Annotated in this window: 26 protein-coding genes; 10 read left to right on the top strand and 16 right to left on the bottom strand. The window is 67.0% G+C overall.

The annotated features are described in order from the left end of the window. Positions 1 to 3 precede the first annotated feature (3 nt). Positions 4 to 1,740, top strand: a complete 1,737-nt coding sequence (locus ACLBYA_RS21425; RefSeq protein ID WP_447711455.1) for an MFS transporter — start codon at positions 4 to 6, stop codon at positions 1,738 to 1,740. Here ACLBYA_RS21425 and ACLBYA_RS21420 read toward each other — a convergent pair. Then, complete coding sequence (locus ACLBYA_RS21420; RefSeq protein WP_447711454.1) at positions 1,719 to 3,155, bottom strand: DUF222 domain-containing protein; 1,437 nt, start codon at positions 3,153 to 3,155, stop codon at positions 1,719 to 1,721. The two genes, ACLBYA_RS21425 and ACLBYA_RS21420, sit on opposite strands and share 22 nt — an antisense overlap. Before the next feature lie 119 nt (positions 3,156 to 3,274). After that, positions 3,275 to 3,481 (bottom strand): hypothetical protein, encoded by a 207-nt coding sequence (locus ACLBYA_RS21415; RefSeq protein WP_447711453.1) that lies wholly within the window; start codon positions 3,479 to 3,481, stop codon positions 3,275 to 3,277. Between ACLBYA_RS21415 and ACLBYA_RS21410 the strand changes: the two genes are divergently transcribed. The 3 genes from ACLBYA_RS21410 (at position 3,480) to ACLBYA_RS21400 (ending at position 5,090) form a co-directional block, all read left to right on the top strand. Then, positions 3,480 to 3,800 carry a hypothetical protein gene (locus tag ACLBYA_RS21410; RefSeq protein ID WP_447711452.1) on the top strand — a complete coding sequence of 107 codons (321 nt, stop codon included), beginning with the start codon at positions 3,480 to 3,482 and terminating at the stop codon, positions 3,798 to 3,800. The two genes, ACLBYA_RS21415 and ACLBYA_RS21410, sit on opposite strands and share 2 nt — an antisense overlap. 297 nt (positions 3,801 to 4,097) lie before the next feature. Next, the gene (locus ACLBYA_RS21405; RefSeq protein ID WP_447711451.1) at positions 4,098 to 4,412 is read left to right on the top strand and encodes a hypothetical protein; all 315 of its coding nucleotides are present in this window, start codon (positions 4,098 to 4,100) and stop codon (positions 4,410 to 4,412) included. 39 nt (positions 4,413 to 4,451) lie between these two features. Next, positions 4,452 to 5,090 carry a class I SAM-dependent methyltransferase gene (locus ACLBYA_RS21400; RefSeq protein ID WP_447711450.1) on the top strand — a complete coding sequence of 213 codons (639 nt, stop codon included), beginning with the start codon at positions 4,452 to 4,454 and terminating at the stop codon, positions 5,088 to 5,090. Here the strand turns inward: ACLBYA_RS21400 and ACLBYA_RS21395 are convergent. The 7 genes from ACLBYA_RS21395 to ACLBYA_RS21365 are packed head-to-tail and all read right to left on the bottom strand — an operon-like array spanning position 5,065 to position 13,350. Next, positions 5,065 to 5,724 (bottom strand): hypothetical protein, encoded by a 660-nt coding sequence (locus ACLBYA_RS21395; RefSeq protein WP_447711449.1) that lies wholly within the window; start codon positions 5,722 to 5,724, stop codon positions 5,065 to 5,067. The genes ACLBYA_RS21400 and ACLBYA_RS21395 overlap by 26 nt on opposite strands. Further along, positions 5,724 to 6,491 carry an exodeoxyribonuclease III gene (locus tag ACLBYA_RS21390; protein ID WP_447711448.1) on the bottom strand — a complete coding sequence of 256 codons (768 nt, stop codon included), beginning with the start codon at positions 6,489 to 6,491 and terminating at the stop codon, positions 5,724 to 5,726. The genes ACLBYA_RS21395 and ACLBYA_RS21390 overlap by 1 nt, the downstream gene beginning before the upstream one ends. Then, on the bottom strand, positions 6,491 to 9,829 hold the full coding sequence (locus ACLBYA_RS21385; protein WP_447711447.1) for an ATP-binding protein: 3,339 nt from the start codon (positions 9,827 to 9,829) through the stop codon (positions 6,491 to 6,493). The genes ACLBYA_RS21390 and ACLBYA_RS21385 overlap by 1 nt, the downstream gene beginning before the upstream one ends. Next, positions 9,826 to 10,485, bottom strand: coding sequence for a DUF4194 domain-containing protein (locus tag ACLBYA_RS21380; protein ID WP_447711446.1), 660 nt, complete (start codon positions 10,483 to 10,485; stop codon positions 9,826 to 9,828). The genes ACLBYA_RS21385 and ACLBYA_RS21380 overlap by 4 nt, the downstream gene beginning before the upstream one ends. Next, complete coding sequence (locus ACLBYA_RS21375) at positions 10,482 to 11,882, bottom strand: DUF3375 domain-containing protein (protein ID WP_447711445.1); 1,401 nt, start codon at positions 11,880 to 11,882, stop codon at positions 10,482 to 10,484. Before ACLBYA_RS21375 ends, ACLBYA_RS21380 begins: the two co-directional genes overlap by 4 nt. Continuing rightward, positions 11,875 to 12,753: an N-acetylglutamate synthase, CG3035 family gene (locus ACLBYA_RS21370; protein WP_447711444.1), complete on the bottom strand. Its 879-nt coding sequence runs from the start codon at positions 12,751 to 12,753 to the stop codon at positions 11,875 to 11,877. The genes ACLBYA_RS21375 and ACLBYA_RS21370 overlap by 8 nt, the downstream gene beginning before the upstream one ends. Before the next feature lie 3 nt (positions 12,754 to 12,756). Then, positions 12,757 to 13,350: a peptide deformylase gene (locus ACLBYA_RS21365; RefSeq protein ID WP_447711443.1), complete on the bottom strand. Its 594-nt coding sequence runs from the start codon at positions 13,348 to 13,350 to the stop codon at positions 12,757 to 12,759. Positions 13,351 to 13,477: 127 nt separating this feature from the next. On the opposite strand from ACLBYA_RS21365, the gene ACLBYA_RS21360 reads away from it, so the two are divergent. The 5 genes from ACLBYA_RS21360 to ACLBYA_RS21340 are packed head-to-tail and all read left to right on the top strand — an operon-like array spanning position 13,478 to position 16,712. Continuing rightward, positions 13,478 to 13,786 carry a DUF3263 domain-containing protein gene (locus ACLBYA_RS21360; protein WP_019513723.1) on the top strand — a complete coding sequence of 103 codons (309 nt, stop codon included), beginning with the start codon at positions 13,478 to 13,480 and terminating at the stop codon, positions 13,784 to 13,786. Between the two features lie 18 nt (positions 13,787 to 13,804). Next, entirely contained in the window at positions 13,805 to 14,275 is a 471-nt protein-coding gene (locus tag ACLBYA_RS21355; protein ID WP_447711442.1) for a LytR C-terminal domain-containing protein, read from the top strand. Positions 14,276 to 14,285: 10 nt separating this feature from the next. Next, entirely contained in the window at positions 14,286 to 14,963 is a 678-nt protein-coding gene (gene sodC, locus ACLBYA_RS21350; protein ID WP_447711441.1) for a superoxide dismutase[Cu-Zn], read from the top strand. Beyond that, on the top strand, positions 14,944 to 16,074 hold the full coding sequence (locus ACLBYA_RS21345; protein WP_447711440.1) for a glutamate--cysteine ligase: 1,131 nt from the start codon (positions 14,944 to 14,946) through the stop codon (positions 16,072 to 16,074). The genes sodC and ACLBYA_RS21345 overlap by 20 nt, the downstream gene beginning before the upstream one ends. A 5-nt stretch (positions 16,075 to 16,079) precedes the next feature. Then, positions 16,080 to 16,712 (top strand): LON peptidase substrate-binding domain-containing protein, encoded by a 633-nt coding sequence (locus ACLBYA_RS21340; RefSeq protein WP_447711439.1) that lies wholly within the window; start codon positions 16,080 to 16,082, stop codon positions 16,710 to 16,712. Here the strand turns inward: ACLBYA_RS21340 and ACLBYA_RS21335 are convergent. The 7 genes from ACLBYA_RS21335 to ACLBYA_RS21305 are packed head-to-tail and all read right to left on the bottom strand — an operon-like array spanning position 16,709 to position 23,874. Continuing rightward, positions 16,709 to 17,866 carry an alanine racemase gene (locus ACLBYA_RS21335; RefSeq protein ID WP_447711438.1) on the bottom strand — a complete coding sequence of 386 codons (1,158 nt, stop codon included), beginning with the start codon at positions 17,864 to 17,866 and terminating at the stop codon, positions 16,709 to 16,711. The two genes, ACLBYA_RS21340 and ACLBYA_RS21335, sit on opposite strands and share 4 nt — an antisense overlap. Then, complete coding sequence (mnhG, locus tag ACLBYA_RS21330; RefSeq protein WP_447711437.1) at positions 17,844 to 18,158, bottom strand: monovalent cation/H(+) antiporter subunit G; 315 nt, start codon at positions 18,156 to 18,158, stop codon at positions 17,844 to 17,846. The genes ACLBYA_RS21335 and mnhG overlap by 23 nt, the downstream gene beginning before the upstream one ends. Then, positions 18,155 to 18,424, bottom strand: coding sequence for a monovalent cation/H+ antiporter complex subunit F (locus tag ACLBYA_RS21325; protein ID WP_447711436.1), 270 nt, complete (start codon positions 18,422 to 18,424; stop codon positions 18,155 to 18,157). The genes mnhG and ACLBYA_RS21325 overlap by 4 nt, the downstream gene beginning before the upstream one ends. Further along, positions 18,424 to 18,957: a Na+/H+ antiporter subunit E gene (locus tag ACLBYA_RS21320; RefSeq protein ID WP_447711435.1), complete on the bottom strand. Its 534-nt coding sequence runs from the start codon at positions 18,955 to 18,957 to the stop codon at positions 18,424 to 18,426. The genes ACLBYA_RS21325 and ACLBYA_RS21320 overlap by 1 nt, the downstream gene beginning before the upstream one ends. After that, positions 18,954 to 20,546, bottom strand: coding sequence for a Na+/H+ antiporter subunit D (locus ACLBYA_RS21315; protein WP_447711434.1), 1,593 nt, complete (start codon positions 20,544 to 20,546; stop codon positions 18,954 to 18,956). The genes ACLBYA_RS21320 and ACLBYA_RS21315 overlap by 4 nt, the downstream gene beginning before the upstream one ends. Continuing rightward, on the bottom strand, positions 20,546 to 21,010 hold the full coding sequence (locus ACLBYA_RS21310; protein ID WP_447711433.1) for a Na(+)/H(+) antiporter subunit C: 465 nt from the start codon (positions 21,008 to 21,010) through the stop codon (positions 20,546 to 20,548). The genes ACLBYA_RS21315 and ACLBYA_RS21310 overlap by 1 nt, the downstream gene beginning before the upstream one ends. Continuing rightward, the gene (locus tag ACLBYA_RS21305; RefSeq protein WP_447711432.1) at positions 21,007 to 23,874 is read right to left on the bottom strand and encodes a Na+/H+ antiporter subunit A; all 2,868 of its coding nucleotides are present in this window, start codon (positions 23,872 to 23,874) and stop codon (positions 21,007 to 21,009) included. The genes ACLBYA_RS21310 and ACLBYA_RS21305 overlap by 4 nt, the downstream gene beginning before the upstream one ends. Positions 23,875 to 23,979: 105 nt before the next feature. Between ACLBYA_RS21305 and ACLBYA_RS21300 the strand changes: the two genes are divergently transcribed. After that, positions 23,980 to 24,423, top strand: coding sequence for an SRPBCC family protein (locus ACLBYA_RS21300; RefSeq protein ID WP_447711431.1), 444 nt, complete (start codon positions 23,980 to 23,982; stop codon positions 24,421 to 24,423). Positions 24,424 to 24,618 lie beyond the last annotated feature (195 nt).

The raw sequence follows: 24,618 nt of genomic DNA, 5'->3' as shown, positions 1-24,618 counted from the left end.
TTCATGGCTACTGATGTCGACGTGAGTTCTGTCGTGACCGACGGCCGCCGCCGGCGGATGGATCACGACCACCCGTTCTACAAGTGGGTCGTCCTTTCGAACACCACCCTGGGCATCCTGCTGGCGTCGATCAACGCGTCCATCGTATTGATCTCGCTGCCGGCGATCTTCCGCGGTATCGGGCTGAACCCGCTGGACAGCGGCAATATCAGCTATCTGCTGTGGATGCTGATGGGGTATCTGGTGGTGACCGCCGTGCTGGTGGTGCCGTTCGGCCGACTCGGCGACATGTTCGGTCGGGTGCGTATCTACAACCTCGGGTTCGTGGTGTTCACCGTCGCCGCAGTGGCGCTGTCCTTCGACCCGTTCCACCTCGACGGTGGGGCGATCTGGCTGATCGGCTGGCGGGTGATCCAGGGCATCGGCGGCGCCATGCTGATGGCCTCGTCCTCGGCGATCCTGACCGATGCCTTCCCGGCGAACCAGCGGGGGATGGCGCTCGGGGTGAACATGGTGGCCGCCGTGGCGGGCTCGTTCCTGGGGTTGCTGATCGGTGGCTTCCTGTCCGAATGGCATTGGCAGGCCATCTTCTGGGTGGGGGTGCCGATCGGTGTGCTGGGCACCATCTGGAGTGTGCGGTCACTGGTCGAGCTCGGGGTGCGCACGCCGGGCCGGCTGGACTGGGCCGGCACCCTGACCTTCGGTGTCGGCCTGACCGTGCTGCTGATCGGCATCACCTATGGCATTCAGCCGCATGGTGATTCGAGCACCGGGTGGACGAATCCCTGGGTGCTCGGATCGATCATTGCCGGGCTGGCGATCCTGGTGGCGTTCTGCCTGATCGAGCTGCGGGTCGACCAACCGATGGTGGACATCCGGTTGTTCCGCTCGGCGGCATTCGGGATGGGTAACCTCGCCGGGCTGATGTCCTCGGTGGGGCGTGGCGGGTTGCAGTTCATGCTCATCATCTGGTTGCAGGGCATCTGGCTGCCGTTGCACGGCTACAGCTTCGAGTCGACACCGCTGTGGGCGGGTATTTATCTGTTGCCGGTGACGGTCGGCTTCCTGGTGGCCGCGCCGCTGGCCGGAACACTGGCCGACCGGTTCGGTGCCCGGCCGTTGACCGTCGGCGGCATGCTGCTGATGGCACTGTCTTTCGTTGCCCTGCTGATGATCCCGGTCAACTTCGACTACTGGATCTTCGCGCTGCTGGTCTTCCTGAACGGACTCGGTGGTGGCATCTTCACTGCACCCAATACCGCGGCCATCATGTCGAGCGTGCCCGCGTCGCAGCGTGGCGCCGCCTCGGGTGTGCGGGCGACCTTTTTCAACGCCGGGTCCTCGCTTTCCATCGGCATCTTCTTCTCGCTGATGATCGTCGGTTTGGCCAACTCGCTGCCGTCTGCGATGAGCAGTGGGCTGCAGGCGCAGGGTGTTCCGGCGTCGGTGGCCCATGAAGTGGCCAATATGCCGCCGGTGGGCAGCCTGTTCGCCGCGTTTCTGGGCTACAACCCGATCGACGAACTGCTCGGGCCGTCGGGTGTGCTGGAGAACCCGGCCGTCAACGCCGAGGTGTTGACCGGCAAGACCTTCTTTCCCGAATTGATCACCGAACCCTTCCATTCCGGGCTGACAGTCGTGTTCCTGGCCGCGGCGGTGATGATGCTGATCGGGGCGGTGGCGTCGATGTTCAGCGCAGGCCGGTACAGCGCGGGTGCTCAGAACGGTGGTGGTTCGTAGGTCGCCTCCAGCCAGGCCTGTTGCTCGAATTCGGCCTGTTCGCGCCTGCGGTCGTTGGCCGTGCGTTCGGCGTTGACGGCATCAAGGCGGCTCTGCTTCCGGGAGCGTTGCCGCAGTGGCATTTTGAGGCACCTGCCGGCGGTCGCGGGTGGGACGGGTTGCAAACCTGGTTCGCCGGTCGGATCGCCCAATGCCGGGAACCAGTGTCCGCCTTCGGGTTCGGTGGTGTACACGTGCCCGGTGGGTGATGTCCAGACGATTGTGCCACCGGGCAACTGCTCATCGGACCAGCCGAGCAGGAAAGTTTTGATCAAATGATGGAGTCGGCATAGGCATTTCAGGTTCGACGGATGCGTCGGACCTGCGGGATACGGCACGGTGTGGTCGATATCGCAGTTCCACGCCGAGACCTCGCAGCCCGGCCAGCGGCAGGTCAGATCACGCGTGCGCACGAATTCGGCGAGCTTGGTCGAGGGGTCGTGTCGACCTTCGCAGCAATCGGGGGGAATGCTGACATCGCTGACTGTTCCCTGCGTGCACAGCGCCTGTAATGCCGAGGCTGTGATCATTCCGTAGCCGGGCATTATCGCCGTCGTGCGCGCCCGGTCGGCGACGACGTGCACGATCAGTTTGGCGCGCGGTGTCGTGCCGGTCGGCGGTAAAGGCTCGACCGGGCAATCGGATTGGTCGCACTGACAGGTCCAGACCTGTCCGGCGAACACTGCCAGGAACGCATCGGCCCGCAGCTGTTTCTTGGTGCGAGGGTCGCCGGAACACACGGTGGCGGCCATCGCTTCCAATACTGCCTCCATCGCTGCGACGGCTGCGGCGTCGAGGGTGCCGTAGACCTCGGCGGTGCCGTCGCCGTTGGGGCAGGACCCGATGTGCCGCTCGGCCCGGATCTCTTCACGGATTCGCACGGCGTCGGGGTCTTGGGCGGCGATCACACCGTTGATCCGGGACTCCAGTTTCGGGTCAGATAATCGCACCCATTTGGGCACACACTCGGCCAGTCGGTCGTCGACGCGCGCCATGATCTCGTCGTCGACGATCAGGCAGGTGTGCGAGACGATGGTCGACAGCATCCGGTAGTCAAGCAATCCGGTCTTGGCGACATGTAAGACCCGCGGCAGTCGGGTGTAGAGCGCGATGGCCATCTTGACCTGCGCCGCGGCGCGACAGCGGCTGATCGCCAGGCCGGTGGCGACCTCGGCGACCAGGCTGGTGTGCCCGTCGATGGCCCAGCACAGTTTCTCGGTGTCGTCCTCGGGAGAGCGCACCTCGTAGAGCTGGCCGATCGCGAACAGTCGGCGTGCTCCGCAGGCGTTCTCCTCCCGCGACTCGGCGCCCATGTTCTCGACCGCCAGCCAGGCGCGGTCCTCTTCTTCCTCGATATCCAACCCCGTGTCGTACATTTATCGAACATACATTCGATAATCGACAAGTTCGGGGCCGCGCAGCCGTCCCCGTCGATTGGCTCGCCTAGCGAAAAGGTCGGGGCCGCAGTCGTATCGGCCGCTATTGGCTAGCTCACCTAATCGACGGGGACCTGTTTCGCCCCGGTCTTGCGGATCCCGGCCAGTACCACGCTCACGACGGGCTCGGCATCGGTACGGGTGAACCGCTGGGCGCCCCGGTCGATGATGAGGTGAACGGGACCGGAGATCAGCTCGCCGAGGAACCCGCTGTCCACCGCCGGTAGTTCGCCCCTCATGACGGCGGCATCCACGCGCTGTCGCATGGCGGGCTACAACCTGGCAATCGGCCTCGTGGTGCCCGAGCGGCACGGGACGATCACCGGACTGGTCTCGGTGATGACGGCTCTCGGATCGGTGTTCTTCACCTTCGTGGGCCGCGAAGTACTGACCGCGGGACCAAGCCTGTATGTCGTGTTGGCGGGGCTGGTCTTCGCGCTCGCCGCGGTGCCGGCGTTGAAGCTGGCGAGCTCTGCTGGGCGCCGATGGGCACATGCTGGCCGACTTGGCGCGCCGTGTCGCGTGGCAGGTTTTGCCAACAGTTTGCCCGCTCGTGCGCACCGATCGATCAGGCCGGCGGCGTAGCGCTTTGTGGATGATGTGACGGCGGTCACTTGAGGTGAGCTCATCGTGGCTGGTCCGTATGGGTGCGCAGCTTTGCTAAGAATTGCTTTTGCAAATCGCCGAATGGCCTTTTGTCCGCATATTCAAGATCATTAACAGTCGCTGTAAAGAAAGTTGATTGACAGTGCAACGTAATAGCTTGAAATGAGAACGAAAACTGGCTGAAATGATCATGAGCAGTGGAAATAATGATCATTGGTGAACGGAAAAGATGTACAGTCTGGCTGGTCAGTATCTTTTTCCAGGGGGGTCAGCAAAATGAAGAAAACCATCGTGGGGGCAATCTCCGGAGCATTTGCCGTGTGTGCACTGGCGGGGGCCGGGGTAGCGCAGGCGGCTCCGTTCGACTACATCGACAACCCGAGCCCGTTCGACATCCTGCAGGATGACGGCACGATTCTGGACACCAACCCCAGCCCATGGGACTTCGCCAACGACTCGATCGAGCTGCCCTTCGGTGGCCGCCTACAGATCGTGAACTACGACGGCGATTTCGGCCCGGGCTTCCAGGGACACAAAGGATCGCGTGGAGCCGACCGCAGCGGGCCGCGGTCGGCAGGTGCACCCGGATAGCCGGAGTTGCTGACCTGACCCGCGCCTACACTCGGGGCGGTGACGACGCAACGCCGGGCCTTCAACGACGCGATCACCAAGTTCTGGAGCTTCGCCGCGCCGGCATACGACCAGGGCTGCTTGCAGCGCCTGGTCTACCGGCCGGCCCAGGACGAGGTGATCGCCCAACTCCGGCAGCGCGGTGCCCGGCAGATCGCGGATATCGCCTGCGGTACCGGCATCCTGGCCGACCGCATCCAGCGCGAACTCCAGCCCGACGAGGTCTACGGGCTGGACATGTCCGACGGCATGCTGGCTCAGGCCCGCAAGCGCTCCGACCAGATCCGTTGGATGTCCGCGCCCGCCGAACAACTGCCGTTCACCGACGAGTTTCTCGATGCCGTCGTCACCACCTCGGCCTTCCACTTCTTCGACCAGCCCGCCGCACTGACGGAGTTCCACCGCGTCCTCCAACCCGGCGGCATGGCCGCGGTGACGACCATGAGCCCCCGCCAGGCGTTCCCGCCGCTACACGCCATCTCTGCCGGCCTCGGCGCACCGGCGCACGCGCCGACCCCGGAGGCCATGCGCAAACTCTTCGAAGACGCCGGGTTCGAGGTCGCCGATCAGCACCGGGTCAAGCGGCCGGTCTGGACGCCCGTCTCCGATCTGATCACTGTGGGCGTGAAGGCCCGCTGAGCCACTGCCGTCCCGCCTTGGCGGCCCGATGCAGCGCGCCGTACTCGCCCACGTAGGCGGACAGCGCTCCCAACAACGGCAGCATGCCTATATAGCGGAAGACCGCGCGCGGACGCGGGCGCTTGGCCAACTCGTCCCCGACAGAGTTCAGGATCCCGGCCAAATGCCACAGCTTCTGGACGACACCCTCCGGCCACGGTTCGTCGGCGTCGGCCGGCGGCGGATCCGGGATATCCCGCTCGCACAACACCGCCGCCAGCAGTCGGGCCACAGTGGTGCGATCGGTCACCCCGTACTCGCGGGCCACCGCACACAGGATCAGCGCCTGCGAGGCGAAGCCCAGCAGGTCCTGGATGGGCAGCCGAGCGGCCAACGCACCCAGCGCACCGGGCCAGGCCACCGCCACGGTGTCCAACGCCCCCACCCGCCAGATCCACCAACTGATCCGCTCATCACGGGTCTTCTGATGCCAGGCATCGGTGCCCGGGATGTCCAGGAACTCCAGCCGGTCGCGTATGTCCAGCGGATCGAACTCGGCCAGCACGTCGAGGATCAGGCCCGCCAACCCTGCGGCCCGGCCCAGGGTTTCGGCGACGTCGGCATCCGAGATCGCGACCTTCGGTAACAACTCCATCAGGACACCTCCACCAGTACGGGGGCATGGTCGCTGGGCGCCTTGCCTTTTCGTTCCTCCCGCACGATCTCGGCATGCGTCACCCGGGTGGCGAACTCGGGAGATCCCAGGATGAAATCGATGCGCATGCCCTGCCGTTTGGGGAACCGCAGCTGCGTGTAATCCCAGTAGGTGTACACCCCGGGCCCGGGCGTGTACGGGCGCACGACGTCGGTGAAGCCGGCGTCGAGCATGGCCTGGAATGCCGCGCGTTCCGGTGCGGACACGTGCGTAGAGTCAGAGAAGACCTCCATATCCCAGACGTCCTCGTCGGTTGGGGCGATGTTCCAGTCGCCGGTCAGCGCGACCGGACCTGGCCACGACGCCGCCGAGACACGCAGGGCTTCAAGCCATTCGAGCTTATAGGGATAATGCGGATCGGCCAGCGCGCGGCCATTGGGAATATACAGGCTCCAGATCCGGACACCGTTGCACGTGGCGCCGATCGCGCGGGCCTCGGCGACATCGTTCCAACTGGGCTGGCCGGGGAATCCCACGGTGACATCGTCCAGCCCGACGCGGGAGGCGATGGCGACCCCGTTCCACTGATTCAGCCCGACATGCGCGACGTCATACCCCAGCGCCGCGAACGGCATCGTCGGGAACTGGGCGTCGGTGCACTTGGTCTCTTGCATAGCCAGCACATCCACATCGGCACGGGCCAGCCAATCGGTGACCCGGTCCACCCGGGTCCGGATGGAGTTGACGTTCCAGGTGGCGATGCGCATCAGACGGGCTCCGGGACCTTGAGATCGCGCTTGAGCGCGGTGAAATCACTGATCGTCTTGGTGGTGACGTGGGCGACCGGTCGGGCGTTGCGGCCGCTGGCCTCGGTCTTGGACACCATGACCACCCCGTCGATATAGGGCTGGATCGTGGTGGCGTTCTGCACCGTCGCGACGATGACGAGCTGGAAACCGAACTTGCGGAACGCCTGCAGGGCCTGCTGGGCGAACTGCGGATCGGATTTCGAGAATGCCTCGTCGAGCATCAGCTGCGCGAACACCGGTTTGTTGTCCCCGCTGTCTGGGTTCGCAAGGTTGAAGCTCAGCGCGCCCGCCAAGCAGAACGCCATCAGCTTCTCCTGCTCGCCGCCGGAGTTGTCGCCGGCATTGCTGTGCGTGCGGATCAGATCCTCGGTGCGCACATCCCATTCCGCGCAGTCGAAGGTGAACCGGTTGCGCACGTCGAGCGCGTCGCGCGTCCACACCCGGTCCTCGGGAGTGTTGCCCGCCAACCGGTTCCGCAGTCGCAGGATATCGGCGTACTGCTCCAGGATCGCCTTCTTGTCGCCCAGGCCGACCTCGGCGATGCGCCGCGAGATGGCCTTGACGATATCGGTCAACTCCGAGACCGCGGTCAGGCTGCGCGGGGTGGCCCGCAGCGTCAGCCGGGTACCCCGGTTGAACTCCACCGCGCCCAGGCCGGTGTTCACTCGGTCGATCTGCTCGCTGATCCGCCGGGCCTCCTGCTCGGCGACCCGGTGCAAGGTGAGGATCGCGTCGGGGGCCTGTTCGGTGATCAGCCGCATCATCCGCTCGTACGCATCGGGCAGCTCACGCTCGTCGATGTGTCGGCACACCGCCACGTAGTCGTGCACCCGCTCATCGAGATCATCGGAATCGTTGGGGATCGCGTCCGGGAACGAGGTGTCGTACGTCGAGATGATGCGGGCCAGCTCGTCGTGAGATCGCCTGCGGCTCTCGGTCAGTCGGTCCCGCTCGCGTCGGATCGCGGTGAACAGCGCCTCGCGGTGTGGTTCCGGGTTGAGCAGTTCCAGCGTGACGGGAATCTGCGCCGAATAGCGGCGCAGCAGGTCGGTCGCGGCCTCCGAGATCTCGGCCGGTGCCAGCCGGTCCTGCAGATCCAGCAGTTGGGTGCGCCGACCGTCCAGATCGTCGCGGCGGGTCGCGATGGCGCCGCGTCGGGTCATCAGCGTCTGGATGTCGTTCCAGCATTCCTCGGCGCGGATGCTGAGCGCCTCGACATCGGGATTGTCGGCGATCAGCAGGTCGTACTGTTCGCGCAGCCGGTCGGCGTGCCCGTCGGCGGTCTCGGTGTCGACATGGCTCCACTGCGGGAACTGCTCGCAGATCGCCTTGCAGGCCGCGGCCTGATCACGCCAGCGCTGCCGGCCGGCGGCGATATCGTCGGCCGCGGTGCGGGCGGTGGCGAAAACCTCTTCGGCCTCGGCCAGTTCGGCGGTCAGCGCATCGAGCTTGGCGGTGATGTCACCCTGGTAGATGTACTCCGAGGGCTTCAGCGCCCGACGGTCGTCCTTGATGGCCAGCCGATCGGAATCCTTGTACAGACCGGTATCGGTGACAGCGCGGCGGAACCGGGTGAACAGGTCCGGCGTATCGACGCAGACATGGTCACCGGCGGCAGCCAGGATATCCAGAGCCTCTGCAGCGCAGGGATTTTCCGGGTTGACGATGAACAGCTTGCCGGCCAGCGTGTTGGGCTCCGGGGTGCGCTGGGGCGGGTTGATCCGCACATGGTGCAGCGCCAGCCGCCCCCGCATGTTGTTCTCGTTGACGAACCGCAACACCTTCGCGTAGTGCTGATCGGGGACCAGCAGCCGCAGCCCCACCGAACGCAGCACCTTCTCGGCGGCCGCCCGCCAGCGCGACTCCTCGGGGCGCAGATCCATCAGCTCGGCGACATACGGCAGTGCGGCCGGGTCGATACCCAAAGTGCTGCAGATGTGTTCGCGCATGGTGACGGCGAACTCCGGCAGTGCCGACCCGACCTGCTCGACGCGCTTGAGCTCCTTGGCGGCATGGTCGCGGGCCATCCGGGCCGCCTTCTGGGCGTACTCGGCGTCGGTCGACGACTCCCGGCCGCGATCCAGCTGGACCGCCAGCCCGGCGGCCTGTTTGGACAGCTCCTCGCGCAGATTCCAGAACTCGTCGGCGGTCCCGGGAACCTCGACACCGTGCGCGGTCACCATCTCCGCGTAGGCGGCGTACCGGCGGGTGACCTCCTCGGCCTGCGCGTCGGCGGCCGCCACCTGGGACTGCAGCGGGCCGATATTCGCGCTCGCACCGCTGATCTGGGCGTTCAACGCATCACCCTCGGCCTTGGCCAGGTTGAGTTGCCGGGTGATATCGGCGTATTCGTTCTCCAGCTGATCGATGGTGCCGTCCAGCGATTCGATCTGCGCCGGGGCCTGAGCCACGCGCTGCGCATCGGTGTGGGCGCGCACCATCGGCATGTCGACCAGGTCGATGATGCCCAGATCAGAGGATTCCGAGGCGTATCGGACCTGGATGGCCTCGATATCGCCGAGGATCTTGCGCTTGCGTTGCGCGACGGCCAGCAGTTCGCGCGCCTCGACCAGCGGGTCGATCTGCTTGAGCGCCTCTGGAAGTCGGGCCAGGCTGTCCGGCTCGTCGAGCATGAAATCGCGGACGAACTGCTCCAGGCCGCCGACGCTCTTGAGCGATTTCGCCTTGCCAAGCAGCTGCTGGGCGGCCTCGGAGGCCCGGATGCCGATCGAGGCGTACAGCTGGGCCAGATACTGCGATTCGACCTTGGTGGAGAACCGCCAGCTATCAGTGAACACCTTGCTGTCGAAACGGCCTGCCGCCCAACGGTTGCAGACACCCTCGATGTCCAGGTCGCCGTCACCGAGCACGAACCGGCTCGACGAATCGGAACGGGATTCACCGGTCAGCCACTTGAGCACCAGGCCGGTGATGGTGCGGCCGGTATCGGAGGTGTAACTGACCGCCACCGCCGACCAGGTGGTGCCGTCACCGCGTAGATACATCACCTGGCTGGTGCCACCGTCGCTGCGCTGGCCCCAGGCACCGCGCACGTACTTGTCGACGGTGCGGCGCCCGGCACTCGACCCGGCCGCGGTGTTGTCGCCGGAGGCGTTGAAGTTGCGCCGGTTGAACGGCAGGAAACCCAGTGAGATGGCATCCAGCAGTGAGGATTTACCGCTGCCGGAGGATCCGGCGATCAGTGAGCCGCCGGCTGTGAACGGGATCGAGTGGTATCCGTCGAACACCCCCCAGTTGATGACCTGCAGCCGGGACAGGTGGAACTGTTCGCTCACTGGTCGTTACCCCTCAGCAGCTGTTCGAACTGTTGCTGCAGTTCGGTGATGACCGATGCCGTCATGATCGCGGTGATGACGGGGGAGACGGTGTAGGAGTCCTCGTCGTCGCGGGTGCGCCGCAGGATGTCCAGACCGGCCAGCCGGGCGATCGCGGCATCGATACGGGCGGTGAAGGTGACGGTGTCGCGGTCGGTGTCGTTCAGCACTCCGGCGAACAGGCCGTGTATCTCGTCACGGGTGATCAGGAAGCCGAGATCGCCACCGGCACGCATCATCTGAGCCAGGTGCAGCGCCAGGATGGAGTCGTAGGTGCCCAACGGCTCCCGACGTAACAGCTTGGCGCCCTTGGTCGGTTCGTAGCGGGCCTGCTCGATATAGGCGATGTCGACCTGCTCGGCGATCTGCAGTTGCAGATCCAGTTCGGAGAGCCGGACAGCGAGATCGGACCGGTACTCCAGAACCCAGGCGTAGATGTCGGGATCGGATTCGCTGCTGATGTAGCGCCGGGTCAGCAGGTGCTGCAGCGCCCAGCACGCGCGGTCGGGCAGCGCCGAGACATCACCGTCGAAGCGGGGTTTGCGGGTGCCGCCGGTGCTGCGCCCGGAACGGTCCACCTCGGGCAGAGAGGCGAAATCGATATCGGTTTCGGTCATGACGCAACCTCGGTGATCGGCTCGGTGAACATCAGGTGCGGGACCTCCATCTCGCGGTCATGGCCGTCCAGCGAACAGAAGCGCACGGTGACCGACTCCGGTGCGGCCGGAGCCGGCTGTTTCAACGCCCACGACCAGAGCACGATGACGTGGCCCAGATACGGCGCGTCGAGCATCGACAAGGCATCCGGAAGAGACACCGGCAGAGCGGAATTGAGCATCTCGGTCAACGCCGGCGCATCAACCTGGGTGGTCAGCGCGGAGAAGGTGGTCAGGTCCACCTCTCCGGCGGCGATCTCGGCGGGCTTGGGATTGGACAGATCGTTGATCCGGAAGCTCAGCGCCCCAACCGAACTGATGGCATGCCGGGCCAGCGGGACCTCGACGGCCAGCCGGGAGTCGGTCAGCGACTCCTTGAGCAGCGTGCGTGCCGCGCCGATGGCCTCGTTGAGTTGACGGGCCACCCCGCGGCTCTGTTCCAGCGTGCCGAACGCGGTGAACCGCTTGACCCGCTGCGCGCAGCGCTGCTGGATGCGCTCCACCTCGTCGATCTGATGGCCGACGAGTTCAAAGAAGCCGGCCATCACCCGACGCAACGCCGGGTCGAGTTCGGGCAGTGTCGAGGCCACCGTCGCGATATCGGCCTCGAATTCGGCGCGCTGGTCCGGGTCGTTGATCATCCGCAGGAACGCCCGGTGCGAGTCGCGGCCCGCCGAATCCCAGGCCGCCTGATAGTCGGCGTACATCTGGCGCTGCCGGTCGCGGTACTCGACGTTTGTATCGATGGGGTCGTCGAGCGCGGCGGTGGCCTGCTCGATCATGTTGCCGTACAAGCCGATATCGGTGATCAGCCGTTCCATCTGCATGGCGATCGCGCGGGCCTCGTCGTACATCGCCGTGACATCCGGTTCCGGTCGCAGACCGGCGTCGAGCTCGTCGAGTTCGGCATGCAACACGGCGATCTCGGCCTCGATTCCGGCCCGGATCCGGTCGGGATCGTCGCCGGAGCGGATGGCGACCTGCTTGAGGCGCGACGCGATGCCGTTGATCGAGCCGCCGGTGGCGATGGTGTCGTTGCGCCGCACGCCCCGCACGAAGTCCAGCGCCCGGCGGGCGTCCTGGGTGAGATAGCAGACGTTGCGTTCCCCGGAAGCGACGCGGTGCAGCCAGCCCTGGGCGGCCCAGGTCTTGATCAGCGCCAACCCGGACTGTTCGCCGGTCTCGTGCACTTCCTCCAGATCGCGTTCCAGGCGGACCACCAGTTCGGCTTCGCCGACCAGGCCGTCGAACAGGTGCCGCTCCATCAGGGTGGCGTACACGGCGAGATTCGATGTCGCCAGCAGGCGCAGGGCCTGGGAGGCCTGCACCTCGCGGTTGGCATCGAGTAACTCACGCATGGGGCACGAGGTTATCTGCGCGGACGTAGCGGTGACGATGATGCAGCCGCAAACCCAACGACTGGTAAAGCGCCAGTGCGGCGGTGTTGTCGTCGAGCACCTGGACGTAGGCGCGGGTTGCGCCCTGGTCGGCGCCCCAGGCGGCCAGCGCGGCGAAGATCGTTCGGGCCAGACCGCGGCGGCGCGACTCCTCGGCGACACGCACGCACGACACGCCGAGCCAGCGGGTGCCGTCCGGGGCGGTGGTGACCGCGCCGCGGCCCACCGCGTCGTCACCGAGCGAGGCGAAGGTCACGGTGCCGTCCAGGACGGCGGTCAGGATGTCGGCGGGGACGTCGCGTTGGTAGGTGCGCAGCCAGTCGTCCGACGGGCGTTCGGCCAGCGCGGCGTCGGGGGCGGAGGCGGAGGACAGGTCGCACACCAGCATGCGGGTCGGCTTGGTCCCGGGCGCCGTGATGGGCAGCAGGCGTTCGGGGAGCGCCAGCCAGGGTTCCAGGCCGCGGTCGGCGTACCACGCGATGACGGCGCCCAGGGCATCGGTGGACGAGGAGAACAGCAGCGGGACCGCCGAATTGGCCCGGCTCGTCGCACCGCCACCGGCGCGCAGCAGCCAGCCATCGCACCACTGCTGTTCGGTGCCCGGCCAGGCCAGCGCGGCGGCATGCTCCAGGGCGCGGATCTCGGAATTGCGCACCGGAGCGTGCGACAGTTCGCGCACCGACACCACCGCGGCGGGATCGATCTCGACGACCTCACCGGATTTGGTGCGCACCACGATGACAGGGTCGAGCGCCTCCAGATGCCCGACCACATCGGTCAGCGAGTCGGCCAACCGGTAACGCAGGGACACCCGGGCGCCGACGGACGCCATCACCTAGTGGCCGAAGGGGTCGGGATCCTCGCCGGGCAACCAGCTGTTGCCCGCAACCCCCCACTGGTTGGACTTCACCATCCGCTTCGCAGCGCGGGCGTGCCGGCCGATCAACCGGTCCAGGTAGGTGAACCCGTCCAGGTGCCCGGTCTCGTGCTGCAGCATCCGGGCGAACAGCCCGGTGCCCTCCAGCTCGATGGCGGTGCCGTCGGCGTCCAGGCCGGTGACCTTCGCCCAGGACGCGCGGCCGGTCGGGAAGGACTCACCGGGCACCGACAGACAACCCTCGTCGTCGTCATCGGGATCCGGCATGGTCTCGGGAATCTCGGAGGTCTCCAGCACCGGGTTGATCACCACTCCGCGGCGCCGCGCGGTCTTGCCGCGGTCGTCGGCGCAGTCATAAACGAACACGCGCTCGGTGCGGCCGATCTGGTTGGCGGCCAGGCCAACCCCGTTCGCGGCGTCCATCGTGTCGAACATGTCCGAGATGAGCGCAGCGAGTTCGGCAGGTAATGTCCCGTCGGCGCCCAGAGGCACGGGGGTGGTCGGGGCGTGCAGGACAGGATCGCCCACGATGCGGATAGGTACGACAGCCACGATTGGCAATCGTAAGTCAGCCGACTCGCGGGTAACGATCACGCCTCAACTCCCGGCGCCGTGATTGAATGATCGCCGAACCACACCAATGTCATTTGTGAGTTATCGGAAGGGTCCAAACAGCGATATGGATGGCGCCATCGCGCGGACCGGCCAATCCGGGGACGACTCCGAACCCGCGGACGGGCTGACCCGCCGCGAACACGACATTCTGGCGTTCGAACGCCAGTGGTGGAAGTACGCGGGGTCCAAGGAAGACGCCATCAAGGAACTGTTCTCGATGTCGGCGACCCGGTACTACCAGGTACTCAACGCCCTCGTCGATCGACCCGAGGCGCTGGCCGCCGACCCCATGCTGGTCAAGCGGCTGCGCCGGGTGCGGGCGAGCCGGCAGAAGGCCAAGGCGGCCCGGCGGCTCGGTTTCGACATCACGTGAGCCGTTAGGCTGGCCCCGATGAACCAGCGAGACTCTTCCGGGCTGCCCTTGCGCGCCATGGTCATGGTGCTGCTCTTCTTGGGTGTGGTGTTCCTGCTGGTCGCCTTCCAGTACATGGGCTCCGACAGCAGTGATGATGCCGACGAAGCCGTGGCCATCAGCACCACCACGAGCAGCCCGACGGCCAGTGCCGAGGCCGAACCCGAACCCGATGCCCGCGCCGCCGAGGTGCGCGTGTTCAACGTCTCCGAGGTCGCCGGCGCCGCCGAGGGCGCCGCGAACCGGCTGCGCGAGGACGGCTGGAACGTGACCGAGACCGGCAACCTGGTCATCGAGGGACTTCCGGGTACGACGGTCTTCTTCGGTGAGGAGCCCGGTGAGCGGGAGGCCGCCGAGGAGGTCGGCCGACTACTCGACGCACCGGTTGAACCGCGCCGACCCGAGGTCGCCGAGCAGCCGCCGGGCGTCATCGTGGCGGTCACCGGCTAGGCTCTCGGGCATGCCGATCTCAGCCTCGATCCGTCTCCTCGCCGCCGCCGCTCTGACCGTGCCGATCGCTGCCGCCTGCGCGCCCTACGAGCCCGAGGCCACCTCGCCCGGAACCACCCCGCCGGTGTGGACCGGATCGCCGTCGCCGTCGGCTCCGGCCGCCGAGGGTGGGCACGGCGAATCGCACGGCTCGGGGGCGGCACACGCCGAGACGCTGACCGCCGATCTGAAGTCCGGCGACGGCACCGATATCGCCACCGCGACCATCGACTTCGCCGACGGCTTCGCCACCGTCACCGTGGAGGCCACCGCCGGTGAGCTGACGCCGGGCTTCCACGGTCTGCACATCCACCAGGTCGGCACCTGTGAGGGCGACTTCACCAGCGCCGGTGGACACTTCCAGGTGCAGGGACACACCGGGCACCCGTTCAGCGGTGACCTCAGCTCGCTGCAGGTGCGCAGCGACGGTTCGGCCAAGTTGGTCACCACCACCGATGCGTTCACCGCCGAGGACCTGCTGGACGGCACCGGCACCTCGCTGATGATCCACGAAGGACCGGACAACTTCGGCAACATCCCGCCGGAGAAGTACCAGCAGATCAACGGCACACCTGGCCCCGATCAGCAGACGCTGTCGACCGGTGACGCCGGCGCCCGGGTGGCCTGCGGTGTCATCTCCGCGGAATAACAACCGCATCGACTTCGCCGGGTCCCCCCGGCCGACGCTCGGCGTCGAATGGGAGTTCGCGCTCATCGACCCTGTCACCCGGGACCTGGCGAACGAGGCCGCCGCGGTGATCGCCGAACTGGGCGAAACACCGCATGTGCACAAAGAATTGCTGCGCAACACCGTCGAGATCGTGACCGGCATCTGCGATACCGTCCCGCAGGCGATGCAGGACCTGCACGACACCCTGGTACCCGTGCGCCGCATCACCCGCGCACGCGGCATGGAGCTGTTCTGCGCGGGCACCCACCCGTTCGCCGAGTGGGAGATGCAGCAGCTCACCGAGGGACCGCGGTACGCCGAGCTGATCAAGCGCACCCAGTGGTGGGGCCGCCAGATGCTGATCTGGGGCGTGCACGTGCACGTCGGGATCTCCTCGGCGCACAAGGTGATGCCGATCATCACCTCGCTGCTGAACCAGTACCCGCATCTGCTGGCGCTGTCTTCCTCGTCGCCGTACTGGGACGGCGAGGACACCGGGTACGCCAGCAACCGGGCCATGATGTTCCAGCAGCTGCCGACCGCCGGCCTACCCTTCCATTTCCAGAAGTGGTCGCACTTCGAACGGTTCGTCTACGACCAGAAGAAGACCGGCATCATCGACCACATGAACGAGATCCGGTGGGACATCCGGCCGTCCCCGCATCTCGGGACCATCGAGGTGCGCATCTTCGACGGGGTGTCCAATATCGCCGAGCTCGGCGCTTTGGTGGCCCTGACGCACTGCCTGATCGTGGATCTGGATCGGCGACTCGATGCCGGCGAGCAGCTGCCCACCATGCCACCCTGGCATGTGCAGGAGAACAAGTGGCGCGCAGCGCGTTACGGGCTGGACGCGGTGATCATCCTGGACGCCGACAGCAACGAACGGTTGGTCACCGAGGATCTCGACGATCTGCTGACCCGGTTGGAACCGGTGGCGGCCTCGCTGGGTTGTGCCGATGAGTTGCGGCACGTGGAGCGGATCTACGCCGAGGGCGGTTCGTATCAGCGGCAGCGCCGGGTGGCCGAGGAGCACGACGGCGACCTGCGTGCGGTGGTCGACTTGCTGATCGGGGAGCTGGAACTGTGACGGCCATGCCGCCAACTGCAATGTTCCCGCTCGAGGTGGCCATGCTGCCGGGTGAGGAACTGCCGCTGCGCATCTTCGAACCGCGGTACAGCGCAATGGTGTCGGACTGTCTGGCCGGCGATCCGGTGTTCGGGGTGGTCCTCATCGCGGCCGGCCGTGAGGTCGGTGGCGGGGACACCCGCAGCGACGTGGGTGCGCTGGCGCGCATCGTCGAGCACTCCGACCTCGGCGGCGGGAAGTACCGGTTGCGCTGCATCCTCGGCGAGCGGATCCGGGTGACGCAATGGCTGGACGACGCGCCGTACCCGCGGGCCGAGACGCAGGTGTGGCCCGACGAAGCCGGTCCTTCGGTCACCGGGGCGGATATCGCCACGGTGGAGGACGATCTGATGGCGCTGTTCGAGCGGATCGCCGCGGCGAAGGAGGCCACCCTGCCGGCGCGGGAGGTGCTGCTCGGCGGGCCCGAACCCGGGCAGGAGGCCGGAGATCGGCTGTACGCGTTGGCCGCCCGCATCCCGATCGGGCAGGCCGACCGGTACGCGGTGCTGGCCGCGCCCAGCGCGTCGGCGCGGTTGGAGGCGCTGCGTGAGGCCGTCGAGACGGTCGCGGCCATGGTCGAGTTCCAGCTGTCGGATTAGAAGAATGTCCGGACCGCCGTGATGATGCGGTCGTCATCGTCGACGACTGGGATCAGGGACCATTTGTCGAAGGCCGTGCAGGGGTGTGAGATCCCGAGCACCACCTCGTCGCCGACGGTGAAGCTGCCTCGGATATAGGCATGCTGATCGTCCATGGCGGTGACGGTCGCCTCCGGTGTGCTCAGCACGATGGGGAACCCGGCGTCCGACGCCGCATCACGTTTGCCGAAATTGGCGATGGCCAAACCGTTCTCGGGGGTGGCAACGATATCGGCACGCAGCTCCAGCGCCGGTTGCAGCATCCCCGGCGGCGCCAGCTCGTGATAGGTGCCGTGATCGTGGGTCAGGTAGCAGCCGCTGCGCAGGATCAGTTCGGCACCGTGGGCGCGGCGCCAGTCGGTGTCGAGGGCCTCGACGATGACGTCGAAGAACTTGCTGCCCCCGAAGCTCAGCACGGCGTTGTCGGCCAGCAGGTTCCGCTCGCGCAACGTGATGTATGCGGCGCGTACCCGGTCCAGGTAGCAGGCGACCTGCCCGCGCGGCATCAGCCCCTCGAAACCCTCCAGCCCGACCGCGGTCAGGTACGAGGTCGCCCGGACGGCCTCGGCGACCGCGACGACGGTGTCCAGCGTTCGGCCACCCGCGCGGCCGCCGTCGTAACCGACCTCGATCAGTACCGGTAGCGGTGCGCTCAGGTGCCGCGACATCTGCTCGACGGTGGCGACCGAGTCGACCAATGTGGTGATACCGGGCGAGTTCTCGGCGATCCAGGCCAGGTCACCGGGGTGGGTGACCTGATTGGCGATGATCACCTCCGCGTCGGCATAGCGGCGTATGACGCGGGCCTGGGCCACCGTGGCGACCGTGATACCGGCGGCCCCGGCGTCGAGCTGACGGGCCACGAGTTGTGGGCTCATGGTGGTCTTGGCATGCGGCATCAGGGCAGCATGGTGGCGGACGCAGAAGTCGCGCATGGCGACGAGGTTGTGTGCCAAGGCGGATTCGCGCAGCAGCAGCAGGGGACGGCGGACGCTGGGGTCGGCGAGATGCAGGCCGGCGAGGTCGGCGATGGTCACGGGCGGGTCGAACAGAAAACCCTTGAACCGATGGTCGATCGGTTCCTGCTCCAGCTCAGTCCAGGGAATCGCGGGCATCATCGCCCACCTTCTGCTCCCGGTAGGCCAGTTGCCCGACCCGGTTGGCCACCACCGGAGCAGTGATCAGGGTGAACAGACCGGCCAGGATGATCATCCCGACATCGGGGTGACCGGACAGTCGGATGGCCGCGCCGGCCAGCACGAGCAGCAGCCCCAACACCTGAGGCTTGGACGCGGCGTGCATGCGCGACAACGTGTCCGGGAAGCGGACCACGCCGATCGCGGCGGTCAGTGCCAGCGCGGAGCCGCTCAGGATGAGCACCGCGACGATGATGTCGATGAAGGTCATGACCGGTTCCCGTCGTCACGCACCCGGAATCGGGCGACGCTCACCGAACCGACGAAGCTGATGAGCGCGAGCGCGGTCAGGCTGTAGGTCACCGTCGTGTCCAGGCTGAAGGCCGCCCAGGTGCCGATACCGCACATCGACACCGCGATGAAGGCGTCCAGGGCGACCAGTCGGTCCAGGGTGCTCGGCCCGGCCAGCAGCCGGAACATCGTGATGACCGCTGCCGCACACAGCATCACCGCCGCAATGATCCACACCACGTGCATCAGGCGTCCTCCTTCTCCGCCGACGGCCGCCAGTCGTCGTCACGCTCGAACGCAGCCACCATCAACCGCTCCACCGTCTGCACGCTGCGGTAGAAGTCGCTGACCGTCTTCTCCGAGCCGGTGTTCAGCACGTGCACGTAGATGAGTCGGCGACGCTGGTCGATCTCCAGCACCACCGAACCGGGGATCAGGGTCAGCACACCGACGGCCAGGGCCAGCACCAGATCGGATTTGATGCCGAGGTGTGCCCGCAGCACGGCGGTGGCCGGTGGTGGTCCGGGCCGGATGGCCAGCCAGGCCACCTGGGCCGAGGAGATCACCAACGAGTATGAGACATACCAGATCAGCCGTAGCAGGGCCAGCGGCCGCAGTCGGCCCTCGACGGGCACCCGGGGCAGTGGCAGCAGCACCGTGATGATCAGTGCGACCACAAGACCGCTGATGATGTTCGCCGCGGAGAACGTGCCCCACAACAGAATCCACACCAGCGTCAGCCAGCACAGGCTCCAGATCCGCAGTGTCACTTTTCTCATGGCTGCACCACCGCCGAGATGTACTGGCCGCGATCGAGCACCTCGTGGGCGGCGCGCTCGCTGTAGGCGTAGATGGGACCGGCGAACACGGTGAGCGCCAGGCCGACGACGATGAGCGCGCCGGTGGGCAGCAGCATGCCGACCGGCATCTTGCCGACGTCGTTGCGGTCGGCGAAGTCGATATCGTCGTCATCGTCGATGAGCGCCGCTGGGACGGTGTTCGACAGCGCCCCCTCGGGGGCATCGGCACGGGCCCGCCAGAACGCCTTGGTCCACACCCGGGTGACGGCGTACAGCGTCAGCAGGCTGGTGATGACACCGCCGGCCACCAGCACCCAGGCCAGCGTCGTGCCCGACTGCGCGCCCGCCTCCAGCAACGCCACCTTGCCGATGAACCCCGAGAACGGGGGAATGCCACCGAGATTGAGGGCCGGTACCACGAAGATGAACGCCAGCAGCGGGCTGGCCGCGGCGAGTCCGCCGAGGCGTTGCAGTGTCGAGGCCCCGGCCTGGCGTTCGATCAGGCCGACCACCAGGAACAGGGTGGTCTGTACGACGATGTGGTGGGCCACGTAGTAGACGGCTCCGGACATGCCCAGCTGATTGCCCAGCGCGATCCCGAAGACCATGTAGCCGATATGGCTGACCAGGGTGAAGGACAGCAGTCGCTTGATGTCGTTCTGCGCGATGGCACCCAGGATGCCGACCAACATCGTCAGCAGCGCCGCCACCAGCAGCACATCGTCGAGTCCGCCGCCGGGGAACAGCAGCGAATGCGCCCGGATGATCGCGTACACACCGACCTTGGTGAGCAGGCCCGCGAACACCGCCGTCACCGGAGCCGGTGCGGTGGGGTAGGAATCGGGCAGCCATGCCGACAACGGGAACACCGCGGCCTTGATGCCGAAGGCCACCAGCAGCACCGCGAACAACGCGGTGCGGGTGCCGTCGGGGACATCATCGAGCCGGACCGCGAGTTCGGCGAGGTTCAGCGTGCCGGTCGCCGCGTACACCAACGCGATGCCGATCAGGAAGATCAGCGAGGACACCATGGACACCATCACGTAGGCGATGCCGGCGCGGACCCGTTCGGAGCTGCCGCCGATGGTCAACAGCACGAAGCTGGCCGCCAGCAACACCTCGAAACCGACGAACAGGTTGAACAGGTCGCCGGCCAGGAAGGCCGTGCAGACGCCCGCGGACAGGATCAGATACGTCGGCTGGAAGATCGAGACCGGTTGGCGTTCATCACCATCGCTGATGCCCTGGCCGATGGCGTAGAAGACGACGGCGAGCAGCACGATGGAGGACACCACCAGCATCAGCACCGAAAGCCGGTCGGCCACCAGGGTGATACCCAGCGGACCCATTCCGGGCTCGCTCTGGCCCCAGCCGCCGACCTGGACGGCGACGACACCGTCGCGGTCGACCAGGTAGAGCAGGACCGCGCAGACCGCGACCACGGCGGACAACGCGGTCAGCGAGATCAATTGCTGGACGCGGGGACTGCGGCCGGCCACCATGGCAATCGCCGCGGCGATGGTCGGGATCAGGACCGGTAGCGGGGTGAGGATCTGGGCGAGTGCCATCAGCGTGACCCCTCCGCACCGGGCAGCGCGTCCAGTTCGTCGGGCAGATCGGTGTCCCGGGCGGGCACCACATCGGGTACGTCGCGGTCGGTGGGGTCCTCGTCGGCGCGTTCGGCGACCCGGGTGTCCTCGGGATCGTTGCTGACCTCCTCGGCGGTGGTCAGCTGATACGACCGGTAGGCCAGCGCGAGCACGAACGACGCGACACCCATCGAGATGACGATCGCGGTCAGGATCATGCCCTGGGCCAGCGGATCGGCGGTGGAATCGGCGGCCTCGCTGGAGCGGCCGTAGATCGGCGGGCTGCCCGACGGCCCACCGACGGTGAGGATCAGCAGGTTCACGGCATTGCCGACCAGCAACAGCCCCAACAACATCCGGGTCAGGTTGCGTTCCAGCAGCAGGTAGACCCCGGTGCTGGTGAGACCGCCGATGAGGACCAGGGGGACAAGGTAGGTGATCATGGGCGGGCCATCTCCACGTCGACGCGGGCACCCAGGCTGCGCAGGATGTCGAGCACCAGGCCGACCACGATCAGATAGACACCGAGGTCGAAGAACAGAGCGGTGACGAACTTGATGTCGCCGAGCACCGGCACCTCCAGTTGGAACACCGCCGAGGACAACACCGGTGCGCCCAGGAACAGTGAGGTGACCGCGGTGCCGGCCGACAGCGCCAGTCCGGTGCCGAGCACCTTGCCGGCATCCAGCGGCAGCGTCTCGCCCAACTCGTAGCGGCCGCCGGCCAGGTAGCGCAGCACCAGCGCGAGCCCGGCCGTCAGTCCGCCGGCGAACCCGCCGCCGGGCGTGTTGTGGCCGGCGAAGAACAGGTACGCCGAGAGCACCATGATGAGCGGGAAGATGATCCGGGTCGCCACCTCCATGACCAGCGAGCGGTGCCGCGGATCACGCAGGTCGCTACCGCGCAGCCAGGTGACCCCGCCGACCGCCGGGCTGTAGGAACCGACCAGCCCGATATCGGGCTGCCCGGCCGCTGCCGGATTTGCCTGGGAGACCCGCGGTGCGGCCCCGAATCGTCTGTGCCGGAACACCATCGAGGCCACCCCGGTGGCGGCCACCACCAGTACCGAGATCTCACCCATGGTGTCCCAGGCGCGGATGTCGACCAGCAGCACGTTGACCGTGTTGGCTCCGAACCCGCGGTAGTAGGCGGCATCGGGCAGCAATTCGGCGATCGGCCGGGTGTCGCGGGCGGCCATCGCGAACACCGCCAGCGCGGTGACGCTCGTGCCGACTGCGATCGCCAGCGCCGCCCGGGGCAACCGGTTGCGTTTGATGTTGACACGATCGGCCTCGGCGGGCAGCGTGCGCAGCACCAGGACGAAGATGACCAGCAGCAGGGTCTCGACCAGGAATTGGGTCAGCGCCAGATCCGGGGCGCCGTGGAAGGCGAAGATGACACCGCAGCCGTAGCCGGTGACACCCACCAGCAGCACCGCGGCCAGGCGGTTACGCATCACCGTCGCGCCGAGTGCGGCGGCCAGGATGACCGCGCCGACGACCACCTGCAGCGGTGAATCCCACAGCGCGAGCTCGGGCCGGTTGCGCGCCCCGAACAGCAATGCGGCCACCGGCAGCAGGACCAGCGTGCACAGGATGACCGATTGGGTGGCCGGCAGTGAACCGCGCTGGGTCGTCGCGGTGAGTCGGACCGCCAACACGTCCAGACCGCGCATCACCTCGTCGTAGATGCGGTCGGCATTGCCCAGCGGGGTGAACCCGGGCCGACCGCGCGGCAACTTGTGCCGACCGAAGAACACCGCGGTGCCGACGGTGAGGATGAGCACCGACAGCAGCAGTGGCACACCGAAGCCGTGCCACAGCGCCAGGTAGTAGTCCGAGCCGCCCGGGATGGTCTCGGCGTAGTCGTCGAGCACCGTGTCCAGGCCGGCCGGGAACAGGCCGAAGAGCAGGCCGGCGGCGGCCAGGATGGCCGGCGGCAGCAGGAAGGTGACCGGCGGCCGGTGCATCTCGGCCACCCGGACGCTGGGCTCGGTTGCCCCCTTGTCTGCGAAGGCGCCCCACAGGAACCGCAGGCTGTAGATGGTGGTGAACACCGAGCCGATGACGATGCCGGTGAGGACCAGGGGGGCGGCCGGGCCGAGCACCTGGCTGTGCAGCACGGTTTCCAGATCGGCTTCCTTGGCGACGAACCCGAAGAACGGCGGCAGCGCGGCCATGCTGGCGGTGGCCCCGACGGCGATCACCAGCAGGGGCCGGTGTGCCCGGCCCAGACCGGACAGCTTGCGGATATCGCGGGTGCCGGTGGCGTGGTCGATGACGCCGACCACCATGAACAGCGCCGCCTTGAACATGGCATGCGCGCACAGCATGGCCAACCCGGCGAGCATCATGTCCGGCCCGCCGGTGCCGACCATGATCGTGATCAGACCCAGTTGGCTGACGGTCCCGAAGGCCAGGATCAACTTCAGGTCGTACTCGCGGACGGCACGCCAACCGGCCAACAGCATGGTGAGCAGCCCGAGCCCGACCACCATGGGCCGCCAGAACGCGGTGTCGGCGAACCCCGGCGTCAGCCGCGCCACCAGATAGACACCGGCCTTGACCATCGCCGCGGCGTGCAGGTAGGCGCTGACCGGGGTGGGGGCGGCCATCGCGCCCGGCAGCCAGAAGTGCATCGGCACGATCGCCGACTTGGACAGTGCGCCGATCAGGATCAGCGCGATGCCGACGCTGGCGGCCACACCCGTCGGGGGCGCCGCGATCAGTTCGGACAGCAGGTAGGTGCCGGCCATCTCACCCAGCACGATGATGCCGACCAGCATGGCCAGCCCGCCGAAGGTCGTCACCAGCAGCGCCTGGGTGGCGGCGCGCCGGCTGGTGGCCCGTTCGGCATAGTGCCCGACCAGCAGGAACGACAACACCGTCGTCGTCTCCCAGAAGATGTAGAGCAGCAGCATGTTGTCGCTGACCACCAGGCCGAACATCGCACCGGAGAAGGCCACCAGTTCGGCGGCGAAGCTGGGCAGCCGCTTCTCGATGCGGCCCTCGTGATGGTGGAAGTATTCGGCGCAGTAGAACAGCACCAGCGCGCCGATCGCCAGCACCAGCACGCTCATGATTGCGGCCAGCGAATCGAACCGCAGCGTGATGTCCATCGACAGTTCGGGCACCCACGGGATGTGCACCGTCGGGACGTGCTCGTCGCTCGGCCAGTTCAGTCCCACCCAGACGAGCGATCCGAGGGGTACCAGGGCCAGCGGGTAGAAGGCGAGTCGACCCCATCTGGCGACCAGAAGGGGCGCCACCGCGGTGGCGATGACATGGGCGAGCAGGACGACGAGCATGGCACTCCGATCGTGTTGGGTCGGGGTGTCATAGAGGCATGACGATTGGTTCAGATGCCATCCTACCTGGGCGGTTTTGGCGTCATCGAACCGTAGGCTGATGCGGTGACCAAGATCGTGAGTGCCGGCCGGGATATCGCCGCGGCCGCCGACGTCATCTTCGAGCTGATCGCCGATCCGGCCCAGCATCCCCGTTGGGACGGTAACGACAACAATGTCGAGGCGGCCGCCGGGCAACGGGTGCATGCCGTCGGCGACGTGTTCGCGATGACCATCTACACCGGCGCCGTGCGGGTCAACCACATCGTCGAATTCGCCGAGGGCAGGCTGATCGCCTGGCTGCCGTCCGAGGAGGGCAAAGAGCCGCCGGGGCATCTGTGGCGCTGGCAGATCGAGCCGCTGGCCGACGGCGGCTCGCGGGTGACCCACACCTACGATTGGACCCGGCTGACCGATGAGCAGCGCCTGGTGCGGGCCCGGGCCACCACTGCGGACAAGCTGGCGGCCTCGATCGACCGGCTGGCGGCACTGGCCACCGGATCCGAGTAGCGCTCTACTCAGCTCGCCGCCACCGCGGTCCCCCATCCTGATTCTTCAGATTGACGAGGGGGACAAATATGACGGATCCGCCGAGGCCGCCTGTTGGTCCGATGTGCCGAGTGTGTGACGCGCCGCGGCAGCGCCCGCAAACGGTGTTGCGCGGCGGTGCAGCGCCGTGACCGGGTGAGCTAATTCGACACCTGT

The sequence above is a fragment of the Mycobacterium sp. C31M genome (assembly GCF_053345865.1).
Note: the sequence above shows the minus strand (reverse complement) of the source record. Positions and strands in the feature narration are given on the sequence as shown.